At 66.9% G+C, this 23077-nt stretch carries 17 protein-coding genes and 1 tRNA gene; 11 read left to right on the plus strand and 7 right to left on the minus strand.

Features of this window, described 5'->3' with window-relative positions; genetic code table 11:
- The first annotated feature begins 186 nt into the window (after positions 1 to 186).
- The 3 genes from ACFVTE_RS08100 to ACFVTE_RS08110 all read left to right on the plus strand — a co-directional run bounded on the left by ACFVTE_RS08100 (position 187) and on the right by ACFVTE_RS08110 (position 3396).
- A complete protein-coding gene (locus tag ACFVTE_RS08100) occupies positions 187 to 1590 on the plus strand; it encodes an MFS transporter (protein ID WP_387098969.1) in 1404 nt (467 codons plus the stop codon).
- Between the two features lie 133 nt (positions 1591 to 1723).
- Complete coding sequence (locus ACFVTE_RS08105; RefSeq protein WP_377951376.1) at positions 1724 to 2206, plus strand: cation:proton antiporter regulatory subunit; 483 nt, start codon at positions 1724 to 1726, stop codon at positions 2204 to 2206.
- A gap of 5 nt (positions 2207 to 2211) precedes the next feature.
- The gene (locus tag ACFVTE_RS08110) at positions 2212 to 3396 is read left to right on the plus strand and encodes a cation:proton antiporter (protein WP_387098971.1); all 1185 of its coding nucleotides are present in this window, start codon (positions 2212 to 2214) and stop codon (positions 3394 to 3396) included.
- A 97-nt stretch (positions 3397 to 3493) separates the two neighbouring features.
- Here ACFVTE_RS08110 and dcd read toward each other — a convergent pair whose 3' ends face one another.
- Complete coding sequence (gene dcd, locus ACFVTE_RS08115; protein WP_003803277.1) at positions 3494 to 4069, minus strand: dCTP deaminase; 576 nt, start codon at positions 4067 to 4069, stop codon at positions 3494 to 3496.
- A gap of 106 nt (positions 4070 to 4175) precedes the next feature.
- Between dcd and ACFVTE_RS08120 the strand changes: the two genes are divergently transcribed.
- Complete coding sequence (locus tag ACFVTE_RS08120; protein WP_387098973.1) at positions 4176 to 5999, plus strand: CAP domain-containing protein; 1824 nt, start codon at positions 4176 to 4178, stop codon at positions 5997 to 5999.
- 98 nt (positions 6000 to 6097) lie between these two features.
- On the opposite strand, the gene ACFVTE_RS08125 is transcribed toward ACFVTE_RS08120, so the two are convergent.
- Positions 6098 to 6544 carry an SRPBCC family protein gene (locus ACFVTE_RS08125; RefSeq protein WP_387098975.1) on the minus strand — a complete coding sequence of 149 codons (447 nt, stop codon included), beginning with the start codon at positions 6542 to 6544 and terminating at the stop codon, positions 6098 to 6100.
- 245 nt (positions 6545 to 6789) lie between these two features.
- Here ACFVTE_RS08125 and ACFVTE_RS08130 point away from each other — a divergent pair.
- Positions 6790 to 6863 (plus strand) — tRNA-Gly (locus ACFVTE_RS08130).
- 29 nt (positions 6864 to 6892) lie between these two features.
- Here the strand turns inward: ACFVTE_RS08130 and ACFVTE_RS08135 are convergent.
- A complete protein-coding gene (locus ACFVTE_RS08135) occupies positions 6893 to 8221 on the minus strand; it encodes an MFS transporter (protein WP_387098977.1) in 1329 nt (442 codons plus the stop codon).
- Positions 8222 to 8354: 133 nt separating this feature from the next.
- Here ACFVTE_RS08135 and ACFVTE_RS08140 point away from each other — a divergent pair, with 133 nt between their 5' ends.
- Both ACFVTE_RS08140 and ACFVTE_RS08145 read left to right on the plus strand, forming a co-directional pair.
- Positions 8355 to 9209 carry a LysR substrate-binding domain-containing protein gene (locus ACFVTE_RS08140; RefSeq protein ID WP_387098979.1) on the plus strand — a complete coding sequence of 285 codons (855 nt, stop codon included), beginning with the start codon at positions 8355 to 8357 and terminating at the stop codon, positions 9207 to 9209.
- A gap of 146 nt (positions 9210 to 9355) precedes the next feature.
- The gene (locus ACFVTE_RS08145) at positions 9356 to 9610 is read left to right on the plus strand and encodes a hypothetical protein (protein WP_387098981.1); all 255 of its coding nucleotides are present in this window, start codon (positions 9356 to 9358) and stop codon (positions 9608 to 9610) included.
- An 81-nt stretch (positions 9611 to 9691) separates the two neighbouring features.
- Here the strand turns inward: ACFVTE_RS08145 and ACFVTE_RS08150 are convergent, their stop codons facing one another.
- A complete protein-coding gene (locus ACFVTE_RS08150; RefSeq protein WP_387098983.1) occupies positions 9692 to 13216 on the minus strand; it encodes a proline dehydrogenase family protein in 3525 nt (1174 codons plus the stop codon).
- A 411-nt stretch (positions 13217 to 13627) separates the two neighbouring features.
- Positions 13628 to 15088, minus strand: a complete 1461-nt coding sequence (locus ACFVTE_RS08155; protein WP_387098985.1) for an amino acid permease — start codon at positions 15086 to 15088, stop codon at positions 13628 to 13630.
- A 157-nt stretch (positions 15089 to 15245) separates the two neighbouring features.
- Here ACFVTE_RS08155 and ACFVTE_RS08160 point away from each other — a divergent pair, with 157 nt between their 5' ends.
- The 4 genes from ACFVTE_RS08160 (at position 15246) to ACFVTE_RS08175 (ending at position 18945) form a co-directional block, all read left to right on the plus strand.
- Entirely contained in the window at positions 15246 to 16232 is a 987-nt protein-coding gene (locus ACFVTE_RS08160) for a LysR substrate-binding domain-containing protein (protein ID WP_387098987.1), read from the plus strand.
- A 57-nt stretch (positions 16233 to 16289) separates the two neighbouring features.
- Complete coding sequence (panD, locus tag ACFVTE_RS08165; protein ID WP_387098989.1) at positions 16290 to 16718, plus strand: aspartate 1-decarboxylase; 429 nt, start codon at positions 16290 to 16292, stop codon at positions 16716 to 16718.
- 110 nt (positions 16719 to 16828) lie between these two features.
- A complete protein-coding gene (locus ACFVTE_RS08170) occupies positions 16829 to 17755 on the plus strand; it encodes an AEC family transporter (RefSeq protein WP_387098991.1) in 927 nt (308 codons plus the stop codon).
- Between the two features lie 68 nt (positions 17756 to 17823).
- On the plus strand, positions 17824 to 18945 hold the full coding sequence (locus ACFVTE_RS08175) for an FAD-dependent oxidoreductase (RefSeq protein WP_387098993.1): 1122 nt from the start codon (positions 17824 to 17826) through the stop codon (positions 18943 to 18945).
- A gap of 2 nt (positions 18946 to 18947) precedes the next feature.
- Here ACFVTE_RS08175 and ACFVTE_RS08180 read toward each other — a convergent pair whose 3' ends face one another.
- Together ACFVTE_RS08180 and ACFVTE_RS08185 are read right to left on the minus strand one after the other, a co-directional pair.
- Positions 18948 to 21575: a trehalase-like domain-containing protein gene (locus ACFVTE_RS08180; protein WP_387098995.1), complete on the minus strand. Its 2628-nt coding sequence runs from the start codon at positions 21573 to 21575 to the stop codon at positions 18948 to 18950.
- A gap of 129 nt (positions 21576 to 21704) precedes the next feature.
- Positions 21705 to 23012 (minus strand): hypothetical protein, encoded by a 1308-nt coding sequence (locus tag ACFVTE_RS08185; protein WP_387098997.1) that lies wholly within the window; start codon positions 23010 to 23012, stop codon positions 21705 to 21707.
- Positions 23013 to 23077 lie beyond the last annotated feature (65 nt).

Consider the following 23077-nt stretch of genomic DNA (forward strand, 5'->3'; position numbering starts at 1 on the left):
ATCTCCGCAAAGTCAGAATTCGGTTATCAAAAGTTGGAGCAGGCGGTCATTCGTTGGGTTCGGTCCAGACAGTTTATCAAGGGGTCACCGACAGTTTTCCCGGTAACGGCGGGCCGGAAGGCAAGTTTCGCCAGCCTGCGGGAGACTTTCCCCTCCTTGTTCGCTCCGGGCGGATAGCATCGGCCTATGAACTCCGCAGCGGCATCCGAGGCGACGCAGCCGTCGTCGGACCTTGAAGCAGGCCAGCAGGCCTCCAGCAAGGGCCGCGTTCTGGCCTGGGCGGCCTGGGACTGGGGATCCGCGGCGTTCAACGCGGTCATGACGACGTTCGTCTTCACGGTCTACCTGACGTCCCAGGCGTTCGGCGGCGAAGACCGGGCATCGGCGGTGCTCGGCGGGGCGCTGGCCATTGCAGGGGCGGCCATCGCCCTGCTCGCGCCCGTCACGGGCCAGCGGTCCGATACCGGTGGCCGCCGCAAGCTCTGGCTGGGAGTGAACACGGCCGCCGTGGCGGTCCTGACGGCGCTGTGCTTCTTCGTGTTTCCGCGGCCCGAGTTCCTCCTGCTGGGGGTGTCCCTGATCGCCCTGGCCAACATCTTCTTCGAGTTCGCGGGCGTCAACTACAACGCCATGCTGGCGCAGATCTCGACGCCGAGGAATATCGGCAAGGTCAGCGGGTTCGGGTGGGGCATGGGGTACCTCGGCGGCATCGTGGCCCTGCTCATCGTGCTGCAGCTTTTCGTGCAGCCTCGCTTCGAGTGGTTCGGCGCCTCAACGCAGGACGGCCTCAACATCCGGCTGGTGGCGGTGTTCTCCGCCCTCTGGTTCTTCATCTTCGCGCTGCCGGTGATGTTCGCGGTGCCGGAGCTCCCCAAACTGAAGCGCGCGGCGAGGCTCGGGTTCCTGGCGTCGTACGGGCTGCTGGCGCGCAGGATCAAGGCTATCTACCGGACCAGTCCGCACACCATCTTCTTCCTGCTGGCGAGCGCCATCTTCCGGGACGGGCTGGCGGCGGTCTTCACCTTCGGCGGGATCATCGCGGCCGGCACCTTCGGCTTCGCACTGCCGCAGGTCATCTTTTTCGCTATTTTCGGCAACATCGTGGCCGCCGTGGGCGCGATCATCGGCGGCTTCCTGGACGACAGGGTGGGTCCAAAGGCTGTGATCATCGGATCCCTCACCGGCCTGCTGCTCGCCGGAACGGTGATTCTGGTGCTGGGCAACGACAACCACACGTTCTTCGGGGTGCCCTGGTACGGCGCCACGACGTTCTGGGTTTTCGGCCTGTTCCTTTGCCTGTTCGTCGGGCCTGCCCAGTCCTCCTCGCGCGCCTACCTCGCGCGGCTGGCCCCGCAGGGCGAATCCGGCGAACTCTTCGGCCTGTACGCGACCACCGGCCGCGCGGTGAGCTTCCTGGCCCCTGCCCTGTTCACGCTGTGCATCACCGTCGCCACTCCCCTGGTGGCCCAGGGGGAAGCGCAGCGCTGGGGCATCCTGGGCATCATGGCGGTGCTGCTCGCCGGGCTCCTGGTCCTCCTGCCGGTCAAGGCCCCGAGTGAAGCCGAGATCGCCGTCGTCCCGCAGTCCTGACCCGGCCCCGCCCTGCTCCCGTCCCTGCTCCGGGCCTTCCCTGGCGCGTGCCCTGGCGCGAACGGACATTTAAGCCCCGCCAGGGCCCCGCAGATTCAATCGAAATCGCAGGTTTGCGGACTAGGCTGATGTTATGTACGTGGAAGAGACAGACCTCCCGGGCCTTGGCAGGCGCAAGGACTTCATGACAGCATCCGGCCGGCGCATCGGGGTGGTGGAACTGCGCGAGGGCCAGACCGAGCTGTTCGTTTCCACGTGGGATGACCCGGACACGTGCCAGGCCTCGATTCCGCTGACCGGCGAGGAAGCGGCATGCCTGGGGAATCTGCTGGGAGGCCAGCACATTGCCATGGCGCTGACCGAGGCCCACCGGGAAGTTCCCGGCATCGCCACCCGGCAATTCTCCATAGCCGCGGACTCCCCGTTCCAGAACCAGCCCATGGGCAAAGCCCGCATTCGCACACGGTGCGGCGTTTCGATTGTGGCGATCATGCGTGAAGGCGAGGTGGTTCCTTCGCCGGGCCCTGACCTCCTGCTTCACCCCGGCGACCTGCTGGTCGCCGTCGGCACGCAAGAGGGGCTGGACGCTGCGGCGGACATCCTGCGCAACGGCTGACCCTCATGGACCGCGTGGCCCTGTCCCTCATCGAACTCGGGGCAGTTGTGTTCTGCCTCGGCCTGCTGGCGAGGCTGGCAGGGCGGATCGGGATGTCACCCATTCCGCTGTATCTGGTGGGCGGGCTGTGCTTCGGCGCCGGTGGTGTCGTGGAGCTGAGCGGCATGAAGGAGTTTTCCCACCTCTCGGGCGAGATCGGTGTCATCCTGCTCCTGCTTATGCTCGGTCTGGAATATACGGCGACGGAGCTCGTGACCGGTCTGCGCAGATCGTGGAAGGCCGGCATCCTCGACTTCGTCCTGAACTTCATTCCCGGCGCCGCGTTGGCTGCCCTTCTCGGGTGGGGAGTCGTGGGCGCCATGGTTATGGGCGGCGTCACGTATATATCGTCGTCGGGCATCGCGGCCAAGGTCATCACGGACCTTGGCCGTATCGGTAACCGCGAGACACCAGTCGTCCTCTCCATCCTGGTCTTCGAGGACCTGGCCATGGCGATTTATCTGCCGATCCTCACCGCCACGCTTGCCGGGGTCAGCTTCCTGGGCGGCCTGCAGACCGTGGGCGTCTCACTGGCTGTGGTCACCGTGGTGCTGCTGGTCGCCCTGCGCCACGGGCACCACGTCTCCAAAGCCGTGCACAGCGAGAATTCCGAGGTCTTCCTGCTGAACCTGCTCGGGGCCGCGCTGCTGGTATCCGGCGTGGCGGCGGTGCTGCAGGTGTCCGCCGCGGTGGGCGCCTTCATGCTCGGCATCGCGATCTCGGGCGCCACTGCCCACAGTGCAACGCGGATTCTTGAGCCGTTGCGGGACCTGTTTGCTGCCATCTTCTTCGTGGCGTTCGGACTCAACACGGACCCCACGTCCATTCCGCCGGTGCTGGCGTGGGCGCTTGTCCTGGCGGTTGTCACAGCCGCCACCAAACTCATCACGGGAGTATGGGCCGCCAAGCGCGCCGGCATCGCTCGGCCGGGCCGCTTTCGCGCCGGGGCTGCGCTGATAGCACGCGGCGAGTTTTCCATTGTCATCGCCGGCCTCGCCGTGACGTCCGGGGTGGTGACGGACGAGCTCGCCGCCCTCGCCACGGCGTACGTTCTCATCATGGCGGTCATGGGCCCGCTGGCTGCCCGCTACGTCGAGCCCCTCGTCAAGAAGTTCTCCCGGCCGGCGCGGCCGGAACCCGTCCGGGCCTGAGCCTCGCCGGGGCCGTTTCCTCATCGAGACGTGGGATCTCGACGTTTATGAGGCCGCAAAGCGACGGGATCTCACCTCTCGCCGCAACCAGCTGGCGCTAAATGTCGGTCCGGTGGAAGTTCAGGTGGCTGCGGCTCGCGGTGGGTCCGCGCTGGCCCTGGTAGCGGTTGCCATACTCGCCAGAGCCGTAGGGGAACTCAGCGGCGGAGGTCAGCCGGAAGAAGCAGAGCTGGCCGATCTTCATGCCGGGCCAGAGCTTGATCGGAAGCGTGGCCATGTTGGACAGCTCCAGCGTGACGTGCCCGGAGAAGCCGGGGTCGATGAAGCCGGCCGTTGAGTGCGTCAGCAGGCCGAGACGGCCGAGCGAGGACTTGCCCTCGAGGCGCGCCGCGATGTCGTCGGGCAGCGTGACGGTTTCGTAGGTGGAGCCGAGCACAAACTCGCCCGGGTGCAGGATGAACGGTTCGCCCTCCTCCACCTCCACCAGCCGGGTCAGCTCGGGCTGCTCCTCGGCGGGGTCGATGTGGGCGTATTTGTGGTTGTCGAACAGCCTGAAATAGCGGTCAATCCGGACATCCACCGAGGACGGCTGGACCATCGCGGCTTCGTACGGATCGAGGACGATCCGTTCGGAATCAATTTCGGCACGAATGTCGCGGTCAGAGATCAGCACACCCTCAAAAATACCATTGCCGCTCCCCTGCCCTGCCGCTAGTGTTGCGTGAACAATCAGGCTGGCGGTCTCACGTCACACGGCCGGAAATAGAGCTGGGGATATTTTGAACAGGATTGCGGCCAAGGCCGCTGTTGCACTCGCCTGCGCCCTCGCGCTGGCGGCGCCCGCGGCCAGCGGCCTGCCAACCATGGCAGCCGCCGGGAGTTCCGCCACGGCCACCGCGGTGCCGGGCGCCCCTGCCGCCGCACCGGAAGCCGTCCCTGCGCAGTCCCGGAAAACGCCCGACGACGGCGGCCCGGCCACCGCGGCACTCTCACCACGGCTCCCACTCACCGGAGCTGCTGACACCGCACCGCACACCGCAACACCGGCGGAGACGGGGACGACGGCGGTCCCGGCCCCGGCGGCAGTCCCCGCCCCGGCGCCCGTCACCGCCCGGGAAGTGCCCGCCGCACCAAGCCACACCACGCAGCCCGCGCCCCCGCAGCGTGCTCCGGCCCAGGTCGCCGGCCCCGCAGCAGAGGGCCCGCCGGAACCGGCCTCCATTCCGCCGCTCTCCGCACCCGCCGATGCCTTCGCCGCACCGCAGGACACGGCACGGACGGACCAAGGCGCCGCCGCAAAGGGCCTGCTGACACCGCAGGCGCTGGTGCCGGACAGCAACGCCGCACAGGTGGCCGCCGTCTTCAACGCCATCAACACCTACCGGGCGTCCCTCGGCCTGGCGGCCGTTAAGTACCACGCGACGGTTGCCGGCCTGGCGCAGGAATGGTCGGACAGCATTGCGTCCCGCGAGGTCATTGAACACCGGGCCAACTTCTGGACTGATGCCCGGGCCCTGAGCCCCACCAACGGTGCAGGCGAGGTCATCGCCGTCCGCTGGGACCGCGACGCCGCGCAGCTCGTCGAGTGGTGGAAGAACTCGCCGGCGCACAACGCCATCCTCACGGACCCGCGGTTCAACGTCGTCGGGATCGGCATCACCTTCACCGACGGGAACTGGCAGACCACGCCCAACCGCTACACCATGTGGGGCGTGGTGAACTTCTTCGGCTACACGGCCCTGCCGGCCGGCACCACGGCCGCTCCGGGTGGCAGCACGTCGGTTCCCGTGCAGCCGGCCGACGTGTGCGAACCGCTGGTGAAGCACATGCCGCCCACCCTGGATCTGGCCACGGCCGCCATCAGGAGCGCGGGGGACATCGTGTCGGTGGACTCTTCGGGGCAGCTCATCAACCGGCAAGCGCTGGGCGCCGGACAGTTCGGCCCGCCCGAAACCATCGGCTCCGGCTTCGCGGCCGCCCGGCAGGTTTTCGTTACCGACTGGGACCGCGACGGCGTTTTCGACGTGCTCGCCCAATGGTCCGACGGGCGCCTCACCCTGTATCCGGGGCAGCTGGCGGGCGGGTTCCTGCCGCCGGTCACGCTGGGGCAGTCCGGCTGGGCGGGGATGACGCTGGCCGTCGGCGGGTGGTGTTCCACCAACCGGCTCCCCGCGCTCCTGGCCCTCGACGCCGGCGCAAACCTCTGGCTCTACCCCAACCGGGGCACCGGCGACCTGGTCCAGCGGACCCTCATCGCCTCCGGCGTAACCGCCACCCGGCTCGCCATGGTGGATTACGACGGCGACGGGTTCCAGGACCTGCTGGCCCGCCAGGGCGACGGCACCGTTCTGCTCTACCGCGGTTCCGGCGGTCCGTCGCCCCAGGCCGAAGCCCGGACACTGGTCGCCAGCGGCTGGGGCGACGTGACTTCCATCCGCGCACTGCACGGCGTCACCGGCGTCTACTCCACTGGGCTGGTCCTGCAGCGTACAGGACAAGCCGGGCAAGCCGGCCCCATGCAGTACTGGAACCTCGACGGCGGAGTCCTGTCGCCGCCGTCGGCCATCCCCGGCGTTTGGGCGGGCCAGCAACTGGCCCAGTAAGAAGTATCGCCATATGGAGTTTTTGTCCACATATCGCGAGTTAGGGGGCCTCTAACTCGCGATATGTGGACGAAAACTCCAACGGGAGAGACGAAGTCTCAGTCCGCCGTCGTGCGTTCTTCGATAACGGCGGGCAGCTTCGCGAGCTGTCCCACGGCGGCCCGGAGCCGGCGCCGGTAAGCCGGCCGGAAGAAGCTCCAGAAGCCGCGCGTCGGGGCCTCCAGCGCGAACCGCACCCGGGTTCCGGCGCTCTCGGTGCTGAGGTAGAAACCGCCGCGCAGGAGGGACGGGCCGGCCACCACCTGGAACTGGATTTCGGCGCCGGGCCGGGCATGGGTGATCTCGTAATCGCGCGCCACCGGGCGGCCATGGGGCCCGTCAACCGTGACCTGGTACTTGGCCCCCACGCTGCCGGCGCTGCCCGAACTGAGCCCTACGCTCCGGACGTCGGCCTGCCATCTGGGCAGATTCGCGCCGTCCAGGAGGAAGGACCAGACCGTCATGGCGTCGCGCGCAACGAGGACCTCGTGTTCTGCACCTGCCATGGGGATCCTTTTCCGACGTCGGGCCTGCCTTGCGTAGCCCGTTCCCCATACTGCAGCTAACGAGATTCAGGATAGTCATCCTCGCCGACGCGGAGCCGCGCACCGCCCGGGCCTTTACCGAACAGTTACGGGGAGGACATTTCGGCCGGGCTTGGCGACGCGGGCGGACTCGGGATCCAGATGGCCGGGGTCACGGTACAACTGCGCTAAGCTAGGTTCTGCCCCGGGCAGTTTCCGGTGCGACTGCGGCTGTAGCTCAATGGTAGAGCGCTAGCTTCCCAAGCTTGATACGCGGGTTCGATTCCCGTCAGCCGCTCCAACCACCCCCTGCTGTGCTGCACGCCGGCCCTACGCCGCGCGGCGCACCACCCGCAGCAGTCCCCGCCGGCTCCGCAGGTCCACCTTGAGCGTCAACTCACCCTTGCGGGCAAGCACGACGGCGACAGTCGCCGCGGCGAGCGCCGGCACCCCTCCGGCCACCAGCAGCCCTGCGTGCGGATCCAAGTGCTCGGCAATGAAACCGATCATGGGTCCGCCGAGGGCCTGGCCGCCGATGAGCACCATGATGTACAGGCTCATCACCCGGCCGCGGATGCCCATGTTGGAGCTGGTCTGCACCAGCTGGTTGGACGCGGTGAGGAACATCAGGCACCAGAACCCGGACAGCACCAGCGCTGCGCCGAAGAGCGGCAGGGTGGGAACGGCCGCGGACAGGCACAGCATCAGCCCGTACATGCCGGCCGCCAGGACCACCGACCGCAGCCGGAGCTGCCGCCGCCTGGTGGAGGCAACCGCGCCTGTCAGCGCCCCGAGGGCCACGAGCGCATTCAGCATGCCGTAACCGCCCGCGCCTATGCCGTACACGCGGTCCGCGAAGGCGGCGAGCAGCACGGGCAGGCTCATGGCGAACACGGAGATGAACCCCACCATGAGCCACGGCCAGTAGATGGTGGGCTTGTTCAGCGCGTACCGCAGCCCCTCCCGCAGCATGCCCTTGGACTTGGGCGCCGGCGCACTGACGAACAGCTCGTCCCGGCGCAGCAGCAGGAGCATCGCCACCGTGGAGCAGCAGGCAGCCGCGTTGGCGGCGAAGGCCCAGCCGGCACCGACGGCGGTCAGCAGCACCCCGGCGATCGCCGGACCGATGAGCCCGCCCAGCTGGAACGTAGTCGAGTTCACGCTGATGGCGTTGCGCAGGTAGCGGGGGCCCACCAGTTCGTGGACGAAGACCTGCCGGGCGGGCTGGTCCAGGACGGTGACGAGGCCAAGGACCAGCGCGATGGCGTAGACGTGCCACACCTCGATCCTCCCGGTGAGTGACAGGGCCGCGAGCGCAGCGGCCAGGATCGCCGCGGCGGACTGGCACAGAATGAGGATTTTGCGCTTGGAGAACCTGTCCGCGACCATCCCGCCCCACGGCCCCAGCAGCAGTGAGGGCAGGAACTGCAGCGCCACGGTGAACCCGACGGCGGTGACCGAACCGGAGAGCTGGAGCACCAGCCAGTCCTGGGCGATGCGCTGCATCCAGATGGCGATGACGGCAATGAAGTGGCCCGCGGCGAAGAGCCTGAAGTTGGGGACCCGGAGTGAAATGAAGGTGTGGCGCCACGGAAGGCGTTCACTGACGACGGCGACGGGCGGGGTGACGGTGGCCAGTGGCGGCGGTGGGGGTGTCACAGGGGTTTCCTCAGCTGAGCGGTCCGATGGGGGATGCCCTCAACGCTATGGCCGGCACCTCTGATTGTGGAGGACTATTGCTCCTATAACTAACATTGCTAAACGTAATGACTACCGCCGTCGAGGAGGACGCATGTTCGAACCGGCCCAGCTCCGATCGTTCCTCGCCGTGGCCGAAACGCTGAGCTTCACCAAGGCGGCAGAGCGCCTGGGCCTGGCCCAGCCCACGGTCAGCCAGCACGTGCGCAAGCTTGAAGCCGCCGCCAAACGGACGCTCATCAGCCGGGACACGAGGGACGTCAGCCTGACGGACAACGGCGATGCCATGGCCGGCTTCGCCCGCAGCATCCTCTCCGCCCACGACGCCGCCGCCCGCTACTTTTCCGGTTCGGCCATGCGCGGGCGTCTGCGCTTCGGCACCGCCGACGACCTCGCCATCACCGGCCTGCCGCGGATCCTGCGCGAGTTCCGGCAGATCTACCCGCAGATCAACCTCGAGCTCACGGTCGGCCAGAGCGACCAGCTGTACAAGCGCCTGAACTCCGGCCAGCTGGACCTCGTCTTCGTCAAGTGGGTGGCCGGCGCCAAGGACGGCACCGTGGTCCAGCACGACACCTTCTCCTGGGTGGGCCTCGAGCAGACCGCCCTGGAACCTGGCCATCCCGTGCCGCTGATCGCCTATCCCGCGCCGAGCCTGAGCCGCAAGCTTGCCATCGACGCGCTCGAATCCGTAGGCAGGACGTGGCGCATCACGTGCACCACCAAGCAAATCAGCGGCGTGCTGGCGGCCGTCCGCGCCGGGATCGGGGTGGCCGTGATGCCGTCCTCCCTGGTGCCCGAGGACCTGAAAATCATCACCCGCCGCTTCGAGTTGCCGCCGGTGGGGGATGTCGACTTCACGCTGATCAGGAACCCGTTGGCGAACGCCGAGGTCATCGACGCCCTGACCCAGGCCATCATGGGAAGGACGCTGAAGAAGCCTGTTTAGGCTGGCTGCGGCCGGAAAATGATTGATAACGGTTCGCAGCTGGCCTATGCTGTGAATGTTGCGGTCATGCAGCGGCTGTCAACACACAGGTTTCGAAAACGGACATGCTTTGGCAATGAAGCCCGTGTGTCCGGGATAGGTACGCCGTGACCACAGCCGCAAACCCCCGCTATACCCGCCACTCCATGACCATGGACGCCGAATACGTCGGCCAGCCCAATTGCGAAAAGTGCGGAACCGACGAGTTCATTTATCTTGAGTCCTTCGTGCCGCCCAAGCACCGCCAGGACGGCACCGTCCGGAAGCTGGGCGAAGTCGCGTACACCTGCACGCGCTGCGAGGACTTTTCCGCACACAGCGTCCCGGCATCGTGGGCCCCACCCGGCTGGTATCTGGGTTAAGCAGCAACAGGCAAAGAGAACGGGCGGACACCTGATGGGTGCCCGCCCGTTCTCTTTGCCCGGTTAGAAAGGCCGGAACGTTTAGATCAGTGAATCGGAGAGGTGGTTCGGGGTGCCGAACCGGTGAGCTGTGATGCTGACGGCCTGCTCGTGCAGGAACGGCAGCATTTCGATGCGGCCGGCCTCCGTCACTTCGTGGGCGTAGATGGCCAGGTCCGGACGGCCGCCGGTCGCTTCGGCCAGGTCGGCAGCGGAGCCGCCGATCAGGCGGATGCGTCCGCCGGACAGCTTGTCCGCCGCGGCGAGGCGGCCGGCGGATACCAGCCACGCGGCGTCGTTCTCCACCGTCACGGTGATGTCCAGCCCGGTGAGCACCGCACGCAGCTGGGCGGGAAGTTCGACGCCGGACGAAACGGTGAGCGGGGCGCCGGCAAGTACGCCGGCGGCCACTGTCCGGACGAGCGCACGGAGGGATTCGCCGTCGGACAGCCGGATGGTGACCGGCAGCGCACGGTAGCGGAAGATGTTCCGCTCGGCGCTGAGGTTGGAGACGTCCTTGGCGGTGCCGAATTCGTCGGCCCAGGCGAGGGCGTCGGAGCCCAGTGCCCGCTGCAGCGCTTCGGTGTCGGCTGCGCTGAGTTCACCCTTCACGGCGTCGAGGAGGCGCTGCACCCGGCGGTTAGCGATGGCCGCCGCGGCACCCTGGGTGCTTTCGGCGCTGGTCCAGTCGCCGAGGCCGGCGAGGTAGTTGGGGCCGCCCGCCTTGGTGCCGGCGCCAACCGCCGACTTCTTCCAGCCGCCGAACGGCTGCCGCTGCACGATGGCGCCGGTGATGCCGCGGTTGATGTAGAGGTTGCCGGCCTGGATGGTGTCCAGCCACACTCCCAGTTCGTCGGTGTTGAGGGAGTGCAGGCCGGCGGTGAGGCCGTACTCGATCTGGTTCTGGATGGCGATGGCCTCTTCCAGGGTGTCCGCCGTCATGACGCCGAGGACGGGACCGAAGAACTCGGTCAGGTGGAAGTAGGAACCGCGCTTGACGCCGTAGCGCACGCCCGGGCTCCAGAGCCGGCCGGTGTCGTCGAGCTTGCGGGGCTCGACGGCCCAGTTCTCGCCGTCGCCGAGGGTGGTCAGCGCGTTGAGCAGCTTGCCCTTGGCAGGCTCAATGATCGGGCCCATCTGGCTGGTGGGGTCCTGCGGGTAGCCCACCTTGAGGGAGGTCACGGCATCGATCAGCTGGTTGTGGAACCGCTTCGAGGTGGCCACAGAGCCCACCAGGATCACCAGCGAGGCGGCGGAGCACTTCTGGCCGGCGTGGCCGAACGCGGAGTAGGCAACATCCTTCGCAGCGAGGTCCAGGTCAGCGCTGGGTGTGACGATGATGGCGTTCTTGCCGCTGGTTTCGGCCAGGAGCGGGAGGTCCTTGCGGAACGAGCGGAACAGTTCGGCGGTCTCGTAGCCGCCGGTGAGGATGACGCGGTCCACGGCCGGGTGGGAGATCAGCTGTTGGCCGAGCTCGCGCTCACCCAGCTGCACCATGGTGAGCACGTCGCGCGGAACGCCGGCCTCCCACAGTGCCTCGATCATCACGGCGCCGCTGCGGCGGGCCTGCTTGGCAGGCTTAATCACGACGGCGGAGCCGGCGGCGAGCGCCGCAAGGGTGGAACCGGCAGGGATGGCCACCGGGAAGTTCCACGGCGGGGTAACCACGGTGAGCTTCGCCGGAACGAACCTGGCGCCGTCGACCTGGTCCAGCTTGCGGGCTGACTCGGCGTAGTAGTGGGCGAAGTCCACCGCCTCGCTGACCTCGGGGTCGCCCTGGTCGATGGTCTTGCCGGTCTCGCTGGCCATGACCTCGAGGAGCTCCGCGCGGCGGGCTTCGAGCACGTCGCCGGCGCGGTGCAGGATCTCGGCACGCTCGGCACCGGACAGCGCACCCCATGCCTTGCCCTTCTCAACGGCCGTTGCAATCACGGTGTTGAGGGTGTCGGCGTCCGTGATGGTGGCGGCCTCAACGGAGGCGTTGCCCAGGATCGACGTCGGAACCCGGTCCAGGATGGCCCGGCCCCAGTCGCGGTTGGCGGGCAGGGACGGGTCGGTGTCCAGGGTGTTCTGGAAGCCGGTGCGCGGCATCAGCTCTGCCGGGTGGCTGCGGTTCTGCAGGCGGTTGGGCGGCGGCACCTCGTCGTCGAGCTCTTGCAGGGAGGACAGGAAGCGCTGCTTTTCGCGCTCGAACAGTCCTTCATTCTCGCTGAGCTCGAAGACGGCGGACATGAAGTTTTCCTGGCTGGCGCCCTCTTCGAGGCGGCGGATCAGGTAGGCGATGGCGACGTCGAATTCGGCCGGGTGCACCACGGGTGTGTAGAGCAGCAGGGAGCCGACGTCCTTCTTGACGGCCTCGGCCTGGCCCTGCGCCATGCCGAGCAGCATCTCGAATTCGATGCCCGACTCGACGCCGCGCTGCTTGGCCAGCAGCCAGGCGAAGGCGATGTCGAACAGGTTGTGGCCGGCCACGCCGATCCGGATGTTGCCGATCCGGTCCGGGTGCAGCGCGTAGTTGATGACGCGCTTGTAGTTGATGTCGGAGTCGAGCTTGGTGCCCCAGGTGGCCAGCGGCCAGCCGTGCAGCGAGGCTTCCACCTGCTCCATGGGAAGGTTGGCGCCCTTGACCACGCGGACCTTGATGGCCGCGCCGCCGTCTGCGCGGCGGGCGGCGGCCCATTCCTGCAGCCGGATCATGGCGGCAAGGGCGTCGGGGAGGTATGCCTGGAGCACGATGCCGGCTTCCAGGTTCCTGAACTCGGGCTTGTCCAGGATCCGGGTGAAGACCGCGATGGTCATATCCAGGTCCTTGTACTCCTCCATGTCCAGGTTGATGAACTTGGGCTTGGGGAAGGAGGCAGCGCGGGCGAACAGCGGCGTGAGCTTCTCGACGACGTGCTCCACCGCCTCGTCGAAGGCCCAGGCGGAGTGCGGTGCCACGGTGGAGGACACCTTGATGGAGACGTAGTCCACGTCCGGGCGGGCCAGCAGGGTGTGGGTTCCTTCGAGCCGGCGGGACGCCTCGTGCTCACCGAGCACGGCCTCGCCGAGCAGGTTCACGTTGAGCTTGATGCCGTCCTTGCGGATCTTGGCGATGGCCGGGCCTAGCTTGGAGTCGGTGGCGTCGACGATGAGGTGACCCACCATTTCGCGGAGGACCTTGCGGGCCACGGGAATGACGACCTGCGGCAGGACCGGGGCCATGCGGCCGCCCACCTGGACAGCGCTGCGCATGTACCAGGGCAGGAAGGCGGGAACCTTCGGGGCGAGGGCGGCGAGGTTGCGGGCGGCGACGTGCAGGTCCTCGGGACGGACCACGCCGTCGACGAAGCCCACGGTGAAGTCCAGGCCGTTCGGGTCCTTCAGGACACCGGCGAGCTGCTCGGCGGAGGCGTCCACGGGAACCTTGCTGGCTTCGGTCAGCCAGCGGCGGACGAGGGCGATTGCGTCGGTGGCCAGAGCGGTCGCCTCGGCGACCCCCGACCCTGCCGAGGGGGTGGCGACGGCGCCGGATACAGTGGCGCCCTTGCCTGCCTGCACGCGGTGATCCGTTGCGGTGTTGGTCATGGCTTTCCTCGTTCTTTCAATGCGATGTGATCGTCTTATTCATCAGTATGAGCCTGGCTTCCCTTAAGATAAAGCGACCTTTTCTGAGCAATACACGTTAGGAATACCGATCGTTCTGTATTGACGCCCGCAGCCCGAAACGACGCCCCTCCGCGGCCGGCGCAACACGTGAGGAAGCGTGCGGGAAAACCCTGCAGGACGTGAGGAAGGGTTGGGAAAGACGCGGCAGGATCTGATCGAGCGTTGCGGAGCCCAAACGCCCTCTCAGCTTTCGCCGTCTTTCCCAAACGCTCCGTCAGATCCTGTCGCTTTTTCCCCGACGCGTCCTCAGCTTTCGTCGCTAAACGACGAACCCTCCCGCACCTGAGAGGTGCGGGAGGGTTCGTCAGGATGGCGCCGATGGCAAGGGGGCTACGCGGGCGTGTGCATCTCCACCGCTTCGTCGTGCCGCGGGCTGTTCGGGTTCATCAGCGAGTGCCGCTTGCCATAGCCGAAGTAAATAACCAGGCCGATCACGAGCCAGATGCCGAAGCGCAGCCAGGTCTCCCAGTGCAGCTGGAACATGAGGAAGGCGGAGGCGAGGACACCGAACGCGGGGACCACCGGCATCAGCGGCAGGCGGAAGGTGCGCGGCGCCTCCGGCTTGGTGTAGCGGAAGATGATCACGGAAACACACACCACCACGAAGGCAGCGAGGATGCCGATGTTGGTGAGGTCGGCGACGGCTTTGATCGGGAATACGCCGGCCAGCAGCGCCGAGGCAATGCCGCCGATCCAGGTCACGCGCTGCGGGGTTCCGTGCCGGTCGGTCTTCGAGAACCAGCCGGGAAGAAGCCCGTCGCGGCTCATGGAGAACCACACGCGGGTGACGCCCAGGAGGAAGGTGAGCATCACAGTGAGGATGGACAGCACGGCGAAGACAGAGATGATGGTAGCGATCACGGGAAGGCCGACGCTCTGGAACGCCGAGGCGAACCCGGCGGCAGGATCGATGTCCTTGTAGTTCTGCATGCCGGTGAGCACGAGCGTGGCGGCTACGTAGAGCAACATGGCGATGATGAGGGACAGGACGATGGCCTTGGGCATGTGCTTCTTGCCGTCGGTCGCCTCTTCGGCCGCGGTACTCATGGCGTCGTATCCGAACACGGCGAAGAACACGGTGGCGGAGCCCGCCACGACGGGCCCGAAGCCGCTGGGCATGAACGGGGTGAAGTTCTGGGTGTCGATGTAGAAGACACCCAGCCCGATGATGAACAGGATCAGGACAACCTTGATGGCCACGGCGATCAGTTCAAACCGGCCGAAGGTCTTGGTGCCGCGGGAGAGGATCCAGGTGACCAGCAGACAGACGAGGATGGCGGGGATGTTGATGATGCCGCCCTTGCCCTCGTCCACCGTGGACGTCATCCAGGCGGGCATGTCGATCCCGATGCCGGACAGGAAGGCGTCAAAGTAACCGGAGATGCCGATGGCCACCACGGCCACGATCGCGATGTACTCCAGCAGCAGGTCCCAACCGATGAACCAGCCGATGATTTCGCCCAGGGCCACGTAGCCGTAGGTGTACGCAGAGCCAGCACGGGGAATCATGCCGGCGAACTCTGCATAGGACAGCGCCGCGGCTGCCGAGGCCAGGCCGGCGATCAGGAAGGAAATCAACACCGCAGGGCCGACGCCGGGGGTGTCCGCGCTGCCGTGCGCTACAAGGCCCGCCAGCGAAAAGATGCCGACGCCGATGATGCCGCCGACGCCGATGGCGGTCAGCTGCCACAGCCCGAGGGACTTGAATAGGCCGCTGTGCTTGTTCTCTACTTCGATGTCGTCAATGGGCTTGCGCCTCAGGATTGACTGCGAGGGATCTGTTGTACTCATTGGGACTCCTGCTTAGGTGCGGCCCCATCATTTCGCCCTGTGATGGGGGTAACTCATTCTGTTCAGTATGCAAGCAGTGTTGCATTAGATAAAGTGCATACTTCTAACCAGTATTCGTTAGTCCGACTATTCATTTGTGCAATCCAAGGAACGGTCCATGCTTGATGTCCGCCGGTTGAGGCTGCTCCGCGAGCTGAAGATCCGGGGCACGCTCGCCGAGGTGGCAGCAGCCCTGCAGTACAGTCCGTCCTCAGTTTCCCAACAATTGGCCCTGCTTGAGAAGGAAGTGGGGGTGGAACTGCTCAGGAAAACCGGCCGCCGGGTGCAGCTCACGCCGCAGGCCGAGGTTCTGGTGGCGCACACGGCGCACCTCCTGGAAACCCTGGAACAGGCCGAGGCGGACCTGGCCGCATCCCTGACCACCGTCTCGGGCACCGTACGGATCGCAGTCTTCCAGTCCGCAGCACTGGCGCTGATGCCTGACGCTCTGACCCGGCTCGCCGCGACCTACCCCGAGGTCCGGATCGAGATGACGCAGCGCGAACCCGAGACGGCGCTGCATGAGACGTGGGCGCGCGACTTCGACCTGGTCATCGCCGAGCAGTACCCCGGCCACGCGGCGCCCCGTTACCCCGAGCTGGACCGTGTACGCCTCACGGGGGACGCCATCCGTCTCGCGGTGCCGCCGCCGGCCGAGGGCCGGGCGAAAGTCGAGTCACTCGCAGACACTGCGGAGATGCCCTGGGTGATGGAGCCGCGCGGCGCGGCGTCGCGGCACTGGGCCGAACAGGCCTGCCGGAGCGCCGGCTTTGAGCCGGACGTCCGCTTTGAAACAGCAGACCTGCAGGCCCAGATCCGCCTGATCGAGTCCGGAAACGCCGTCGCCCTGATGCCGGATCTGGTGTGGACCGGCCGGGGCACCACGGCCAAGCTGCTGGATCTTCCCGGCAAGCCGAGGCGGACGGTCTTCACGTCCGTGCGGCGCTCCGGCGCGCAGCGGCCCGCCATCCTCGCGGCCCGGGAGATCCTTGCCTCAACCGCCGCCTCCATTGCGGCTGCCCAGGAAATCGACACCGGAGCGGACGCCTCCGGCGCCCCCGCGGCAACCCCCGGAACCACGACAACAGGCGGCGAAGCTGTGTAGCGGGGTGTTCCCTGGCTCACAGCCAAGCGTTGACCCCGGCGTTAGACTGTTGACGTTATGAATCGCACAATGTTTAAGTCCAAAATCCACCGGGCCACTGTCACGCACGCGGACCTGCACTACGTGGGTTCAGTCACCGTTGACCTGGACCTGCTCGACGCTGCCGATATCCTGCCCGGCGAGCTCGTGGCCATTGTGGATGTCACCAACGGTGCCCGCCTCGAGACCTACACCATCGCCGGCGAGCGCGGCTCCGGCGTCATCGGGATCAACGGCCCCGCAGCCCACCTGGTGCAGGAGAACGACGTTGTCATTCTGATCACCTATGCGCAGATGACCACCGAGGAAGCCAAGGCCTACGAGCCGAAGGTTGTCCACGTGGACAAGGACAACCGCATCATTCAGCTGGGCAATGACCCCGCCGAAGGCCTCACCCCGGGACTGCTGCGGCCGCCGTTCGCGCTGAATAACGCGGCGCTCAGCTGATCGGCAGCTGCGAGATCCCTGCCACAACGTGAACCGCGGCTGAATAAATCTGATTAGGCTGGGATGGTGGATGCCACTGCCTGCCTCAGCCTGCCCCCGACGGCTATTCCGTGCTAGGCGTCCTCGCGGGCTTTTTCGTGGTGTGGTCCATCATCCTGGTGGGCATGTTCGTGGGCAGGCGCAACATCCTGGGCGAGAACGCCCGCCAGGTCCTGAGCGGGCTGACCTTCTTCGTGGCCAGCCCCGCGCTGCTCTTCGAAACACTCAGCAGGGCCAGCCTCCGTGACGTGTTCGCTGCCCCGCTACTCGTGGCAGCAGTCGGTGCCGTCACCACCGCCGCCCTGTTTTTCATCATCGTCAGGTTCCTGCTGAAGCGCAGCGTCCCGGAATCACTGATGTCGTCCATGAGCGCCTCGCTGGCCAACTCCGCCAACCTGGGCATCCCGATTGCCGTCTACGTCCTCGGCGACGCCAGCCACGTCGCTCCGCTGCTGATCTTCCAGCTGGCGTTTTTCACGCCGATGTTCCTCATGGCCCTCGATGCCACCACCAGCTCGCACCGGACCACGCCGCTCCGGTTCGTGATGCTGATCCTGAAAAACCCCATGATCGTCGGTTCGGCCCTCGGGCTGCTGGTCGCGGGAACTGGGTTTCAAGTCCCGCCGCTGCTGCTGGAGCCCGTCCACCTGATCGGCGGCGCCGCGATTCCGGCCATGCTGATGGCCTTCGGCATGAGCCTGAACGGGTCGAAGCCGCTGCAGGCGGACGCCGGCCGGAGAACCGACGCCCTGCTGGCCAGCGGCTTCAAGCTCTTCGTCCACCCCGCCATTGCGTATGTCTTTGCGCGCTTCGCCCTCGGGTTGGACGGTGCGGCCCTGTTCGCCGTGGTGGTCACGTCCGCCCTGCCCACTGCGCAGAATGTGTTCGTCGCCGCCAGCCGGTACAAGGCCGGGCTCACGGTGGCGAAGGACACCGTCCTGATCACCACCATCGTGGCCGTGCCTGCGATGATCGGTGTGGCCCTGCTTCTGGCATAACTGCCGCCCCACCCCCCAAAAGCCCCACCCCTGACCGCTCCCCGGCTGCCGCCCGAACTGGAGGAACCTTGAACACCACCCTGGACACCGTGATCGTCGGAGGCGGAGCCATGGGTTCCGCTGCCGCCTGGGCGCTGGCTGCCCGCGGACGCGACGTGACACTGCTCGAGCAGTTCACGCCCGGCCACCACAAGGGCGCCTCGCACGGTGCAACCCGGAACCTGAGCCTTGCCTACGCGGAGCCCGAGTACGTCGCCATGCTGGCCGAAACACTGAAGCTCTGGGCCGAGCTCGAAGAGGAGAGCGGCGAGCAGCTGCTGGCGCGCACCGGCGTCGTCAATCACGGTCCCGACCCGCACCTCGGTGAGATCCACGCGGCGCTGAACGGCACGGGCCTGCGGGCGGACTTCGTGCCGCTGGCCGAAGCCGGCGAGCGCTGGCGCGGCATCCGCTTTGACCAGCAGGTCCTCCATATGCCCGACGGCGGCCAGCTCAACCCCGAGGCCGCGCTTCCCGCGTTCCAGCGGCTCGCGGCACGGAACGGCGCGGCCATCAGGCATGGCGTGAAGGTGGTGGGGCTGGACATACTCGACGACGGCGTCCGGCTCACCGTGGACGACAGCGGCCGGGCGGAGGCGCTCACCGCCCGGCAGGCGGTGGTCACCGCAGGCGGCTGGACCTCCAAGCTGCTCGCAGGCTCAGTCGCCACCCCTCGCCTGACCGTCACCCAGGAGCAGCCGGCCCACTTCGGCATCACCGACGACGGCGCCTCCTGGCCGGGGTTCAACCACTTCCCCGGCGAGGGCCGGGACTATGCGGGTTTCTACTCCCCCGTGTACGGCATGCTGACACCCGGCGAAGGCATCAAGGCGGGCTGGCACGGAGTGGGGCCCGTCGTGGACCCGGACCTGAGGTCCTACCTGCCCGAACCGCGCCAGCGCGCAGCCCTCCAGCAGTACGCGAGGGACTGGCTGCCCGGCGTGGACGCCGACGCCATGACCGACATCAGCTGCACCTACACCACCGCCCCGGACCACAACTTCGTGCTGGACCGGATCGGGCCCGTGGTCATCGGGGCAGGTTTCGCCGGCCACGGCTTCAAGTTCACTCCGGTGGTGGGCCGGATCCTCGCGGACCTTGCCACCGGTGAGGGCCCGGCGCCGGCGATCTTTGCGGCTTCCCGGGCGTAGGTTCAGCTCCGCTGGTGCCCATCCAGGAGCAGCGCGCAGCGAATGAACCCGAGGTGTGAATACGCCTGCGGATGGTTCCCCAGATGCGTCTCGGTGCCCGGATCGTACTCCTCCGGAAGCAGCCCCGTGGGCCCAAACAGGTTGACCAACTGGTCGAAGAGGTCCCAGGCGTCGGCGATCCGGCCCACCGCCACGTACGCCTCGATCAGCCAGGTGGTGCAGATGTGGAAGCCGCCCTCCAGGCCCGGCAGGCCGTCGTCGTACTTGTACCGGAAAACCGTGGGTCCCACCCGGAGTTCCCGCTCCACGGCAGCGACGGTGTCCAGGAATCTCTGGTCGCTGACGTCGAGCAGTCCGGACAGTCCGATGTGCAGTACAGCGGCGTCAAGGTCCGGGCTGTCGTAGGCGACGGTGTAGGACGCGGCGGTGTGGTCCCATCCCTCCCGGAGCACCTCGTCCCGGATGGCGGCCGCCGTGTCCGCCCAGGCAGGGTCGGGGCTGCGGCCGTGCCGGGCGGCCGTGCGCAGGGCGCGGTCCAGGGTCACCCAGCACATCACCTTGGTGTAGACATGGTGCCTCGGGGCGCGCCGGGCCTCCCAAATGCCGTGGTCCGGCTCGTGCCACCGCGCCAGCACGGCGCTGGCCATCTGGACCAGCAACTCCCAGTGCCCGTCAGCCAGCGAATGCCGGGACTTACTCAGCCCGTGGATCAGCTCCGCGATCGGGCCAAAGACATCGAGCTGGACCTGGTGGTCCGCGGCGTTGCCGATCCGTACGGGACGCGAACCCGCGTATCCGGGGAGGCTCTCGATGATGGCCTCCGTGGACAGCGGTGCACCGGTGACGGAATACAGCGGATGCAGCCATTCCGGCCCAGGGGCGTTCGCCAGGATCCCGGTCAGCCAGCTGAGGAAGCCGTCGGCCTCCACCGTTGATCCCAGGTCCACCAGGGCATTGACGGTCATGGATCCGTCGCGCAGCCAGCAGTAGCGGTAATCCCAGTTGCGGGTGCCGCCGATGCCCTCCGGAAGGGACGTGGTGGGGGCCGCAAGCACCGCGCCGGTGGGCTCATGGACCAGCGCGCGCAACACCAGTGCCGAGCGCCGCACGAGGGAGGGCTTGACGGACGGCAGGCTCAGGTCCTGTACCCAGCGCCGGGAATGATGCGCGACGGCGGCCCTGCGGTCCGCTTCACCTGTCCCGTGAGCGTGCTGGGGCTCCGTATCGCCGCACCTGAGGTTGAGGACCACCGGTCCGTGCTGCAGATTAACCTCGGCGGTGGCTGTTGCGTGCCGCCCGTCCGAAGTGATGGCAAACATGACGTCCGGCGCCAGCAGAATGATGGGGTCGGAGGTGCCGACCACGTGGAGCTCACTGCCGCGGGCCTCCATGCTGAAGGGCGCATTGGCGTAGTCCGGCCGGGGCGCGAAGACGATCCGGGCCGCCCCGGTGCCTGACAGCACCCGGACCAGGCTGGTGATGCCTTCCGGGGCAGGCTCAAGATAATCAGTCACGGTGACGTCCGCCCAACGCGTTTCCACGATCATGGTGCTGTCCACGTACCGCTGGCCAAGAACCCGCGACGCCTTGACCGGCTCCACCGAGAAGTGCCCGGCGGCGTCGCCGCCCAGGATGTGGGCAAAGAGAGAGCCCGAGTCCGGCAGGGGATGGCTCATCCAGCAGATCTTGGCCTCGGGCGTCACCAACGCGGTGGAGGAGCCGTTCCCGATCATTGAGTGCCGCTCCAGACCGACGGCGTCCTCGCCGAAAAGCCAGGCACGGCGCAACTCGAAGAGGATGCCGAGCACACGAGCGAAGGATTCCGGATCCTTCAACCTGTGTTTGGTCTCCGATGGCATGTCCCCTACCCACAGCCCCATGTCCGGGCCGCGGAGTGTGGCCATGGCCAGTTCGTCGCTCACGGCATCCCCGGCGTACAGGGCGGCGCTCACCCCCAGCCGGGCCCTCAGGTGGTCCAGGGCATCGGCTTTGGAGGGCGGCAGCACGGAGAGGTCCAGGACGGAGCCGTCCACAATGAAGAAGAGCCCGAGGGCCCGGGCGACCTCCTCCGCTTTCCTGGCACACCGGGCCACGACGTCCGGGGCCGCGGACCTGGTGTGGACAGAGACGGCGACGGGCTTTCGTTCGATGCTGATGCCCTTGTCCGCGCCCACCGCTTCGAGCAGGGCCTGGTTGGCCTGTTGCAGCACCGACTCCGTGGCGAGGGACAGTCCGTGCGCGAACCCCATGTCGAACTCCGCACCGTGCGAACCCACCAGGTGGACTTCGGCGGGAAGCCGGGAGACGGCGGCGAGGTCACGCAGGGACCGTCCGGAGATGACCGCGGCGTGCGTGTTGGGCAGGGCCGCAAGGGCCCGGAGGGCGATGGCCGCGCTGCCCAGCGGCAGCGTTTCCGTGGAGATGCCCTCGGCGGCGCACAGGGTTCCGCCGTAATTGCACGCGACGAGCAGCCCCGGCGTCCGGGCCAGGATCTTCAGTTCGCCGAGCAGCTGGGGCGTGAGCCCGTCGTCGGCTGCCTCCGACTGGACGAAGGCCCTCAGCAGGCCCAACGGAAGGGATTTGGTCAGTAGTGCGGAATCGGCCACCGTCTGGTTGAGCGGAGTGGGCATGCGCGGCAATCCTTCGGATTATCCCCAATCGGACTTGGACACCTCAAGTGTCCGGCGCAGCCGTTTCCCCTGAATATCCCCGTTATTGCGTTCGTGTTACTTTGCGGCCCCTGTTCCTGCCGACCGCTATCAGCAGTTGGGCGAATCGTATTCGTAGGCCCCGGCGTCAGCAGCGGCCGTTCCGGCGCAGTCCCCGTTCTGGACGGCGGGGGCTTTCATCAGGTCCACCGTGTAGGGCGTGGTGCCGGCCCTGTCGATGGCCGGGCTCGTGCCCGTCAGGCGGAGGTCTGCCGGAGCATTCGCGAAGCGGGCCGGAGCCGTCGTGGACGTGCTGTTCGGGGTGATGTTGACGGGGCCGTTCAGGACGTTTTGCTTCTCGGTCCAGCCAGAACCGTTGATCCACAGGGAGTTCCTGACGCCCACCAGGATGTTGGCGCGGATCACCGTCGAGGCAGGGCAGGTCGCGTGGCACACGATCGCCTGCGACTGCGTGCCGGTCAGGTAGACAGTGTTGAACTCGAAGACGGTGCCGTTGGTGGGGCCGAATGACGTTCCGTTTCCACGGGCAATCAGGCCCTTGGCCTCTGAGCAGTTGGCGCCGCAGGTTGAACGGATGAGGTTGTAGCGGAATGTGTTGCCGTCTGCCGTGCCCGAGGACTTTCCAAGTTCGGAGAAGTTGTTGTTGTCCAGCGACACGTTGTGGTGAACGTTGTTGCGGTTGCCGTTGTAGATTTCGAATGCACCGCCGTCCTGGTTGTAGTCATAGGACCTGCCGGTGGACCCGGTGACGGTGTTGCCGGAAAACTCGTTGTCACTGCCGTTAATCAGTACGCCAAAAGCCCCCGAGTCGTCGCTGCAGTTCACGGCCGCCGACGTGCCGCAATTTGTGCCCGGAGTATTTACATTCATCACATTGTTGCTGGTGAGCGAATTTCCCGTGTATTTGCCGAAGTCGGAGCCGGTTCCGACCTTAAGCCCGACGGCATTGTAGGAGGCGCTGGTGTTCCGCACGGTATTGCGGTCTCCGGTGACGCTGACTCCCGCGTAGCCGCAGGTCACGGCGCGCAGTCCCTCAAGGATGGTGTAGTTGCCATTGATCCTGATGCAGTTTCCGGATTTTCCGCCGGTGATGATGGGGGCGTTGCCCGTGCCGTAGCTGTTCAGCGTGATGGGGGCGGTGGAGGTTCCGCTTTGTGCGGTGACGATGCCGCCGCTGAAGGTGTCGCCCCGGCGGAAACTGACGGTGTCCCCGGGATTGAGAACCGTCTGGTTGACCTTTGACAGCGTCTTCCATGCCGAGGTGCTGGCAGTGCCGGAGTTGCTGTCACTGCCAGCGGCGCTGACGTAGTACGTGGTGCCCGCGGCGGACGCCGGAGCAGCAGCTCCGGCAATCAGTCCGCTGACCATGAAGAAGATGGTGAAAACGGCCGCGGCCATGGACTTGATCTTCAATTTTTCCCCAGGCATTTAGGATGGCGGCCTGGGTCTGCAGTGATTTGAGA

This window comes from Arthrobacter sp. NPDC058097, from assembly GCF_042884885.1.
GTDB lineage: Bacteria > Actinomycetota > Actinomycetes > Actinomycetales > Micrococcaceae > Arthrobacter.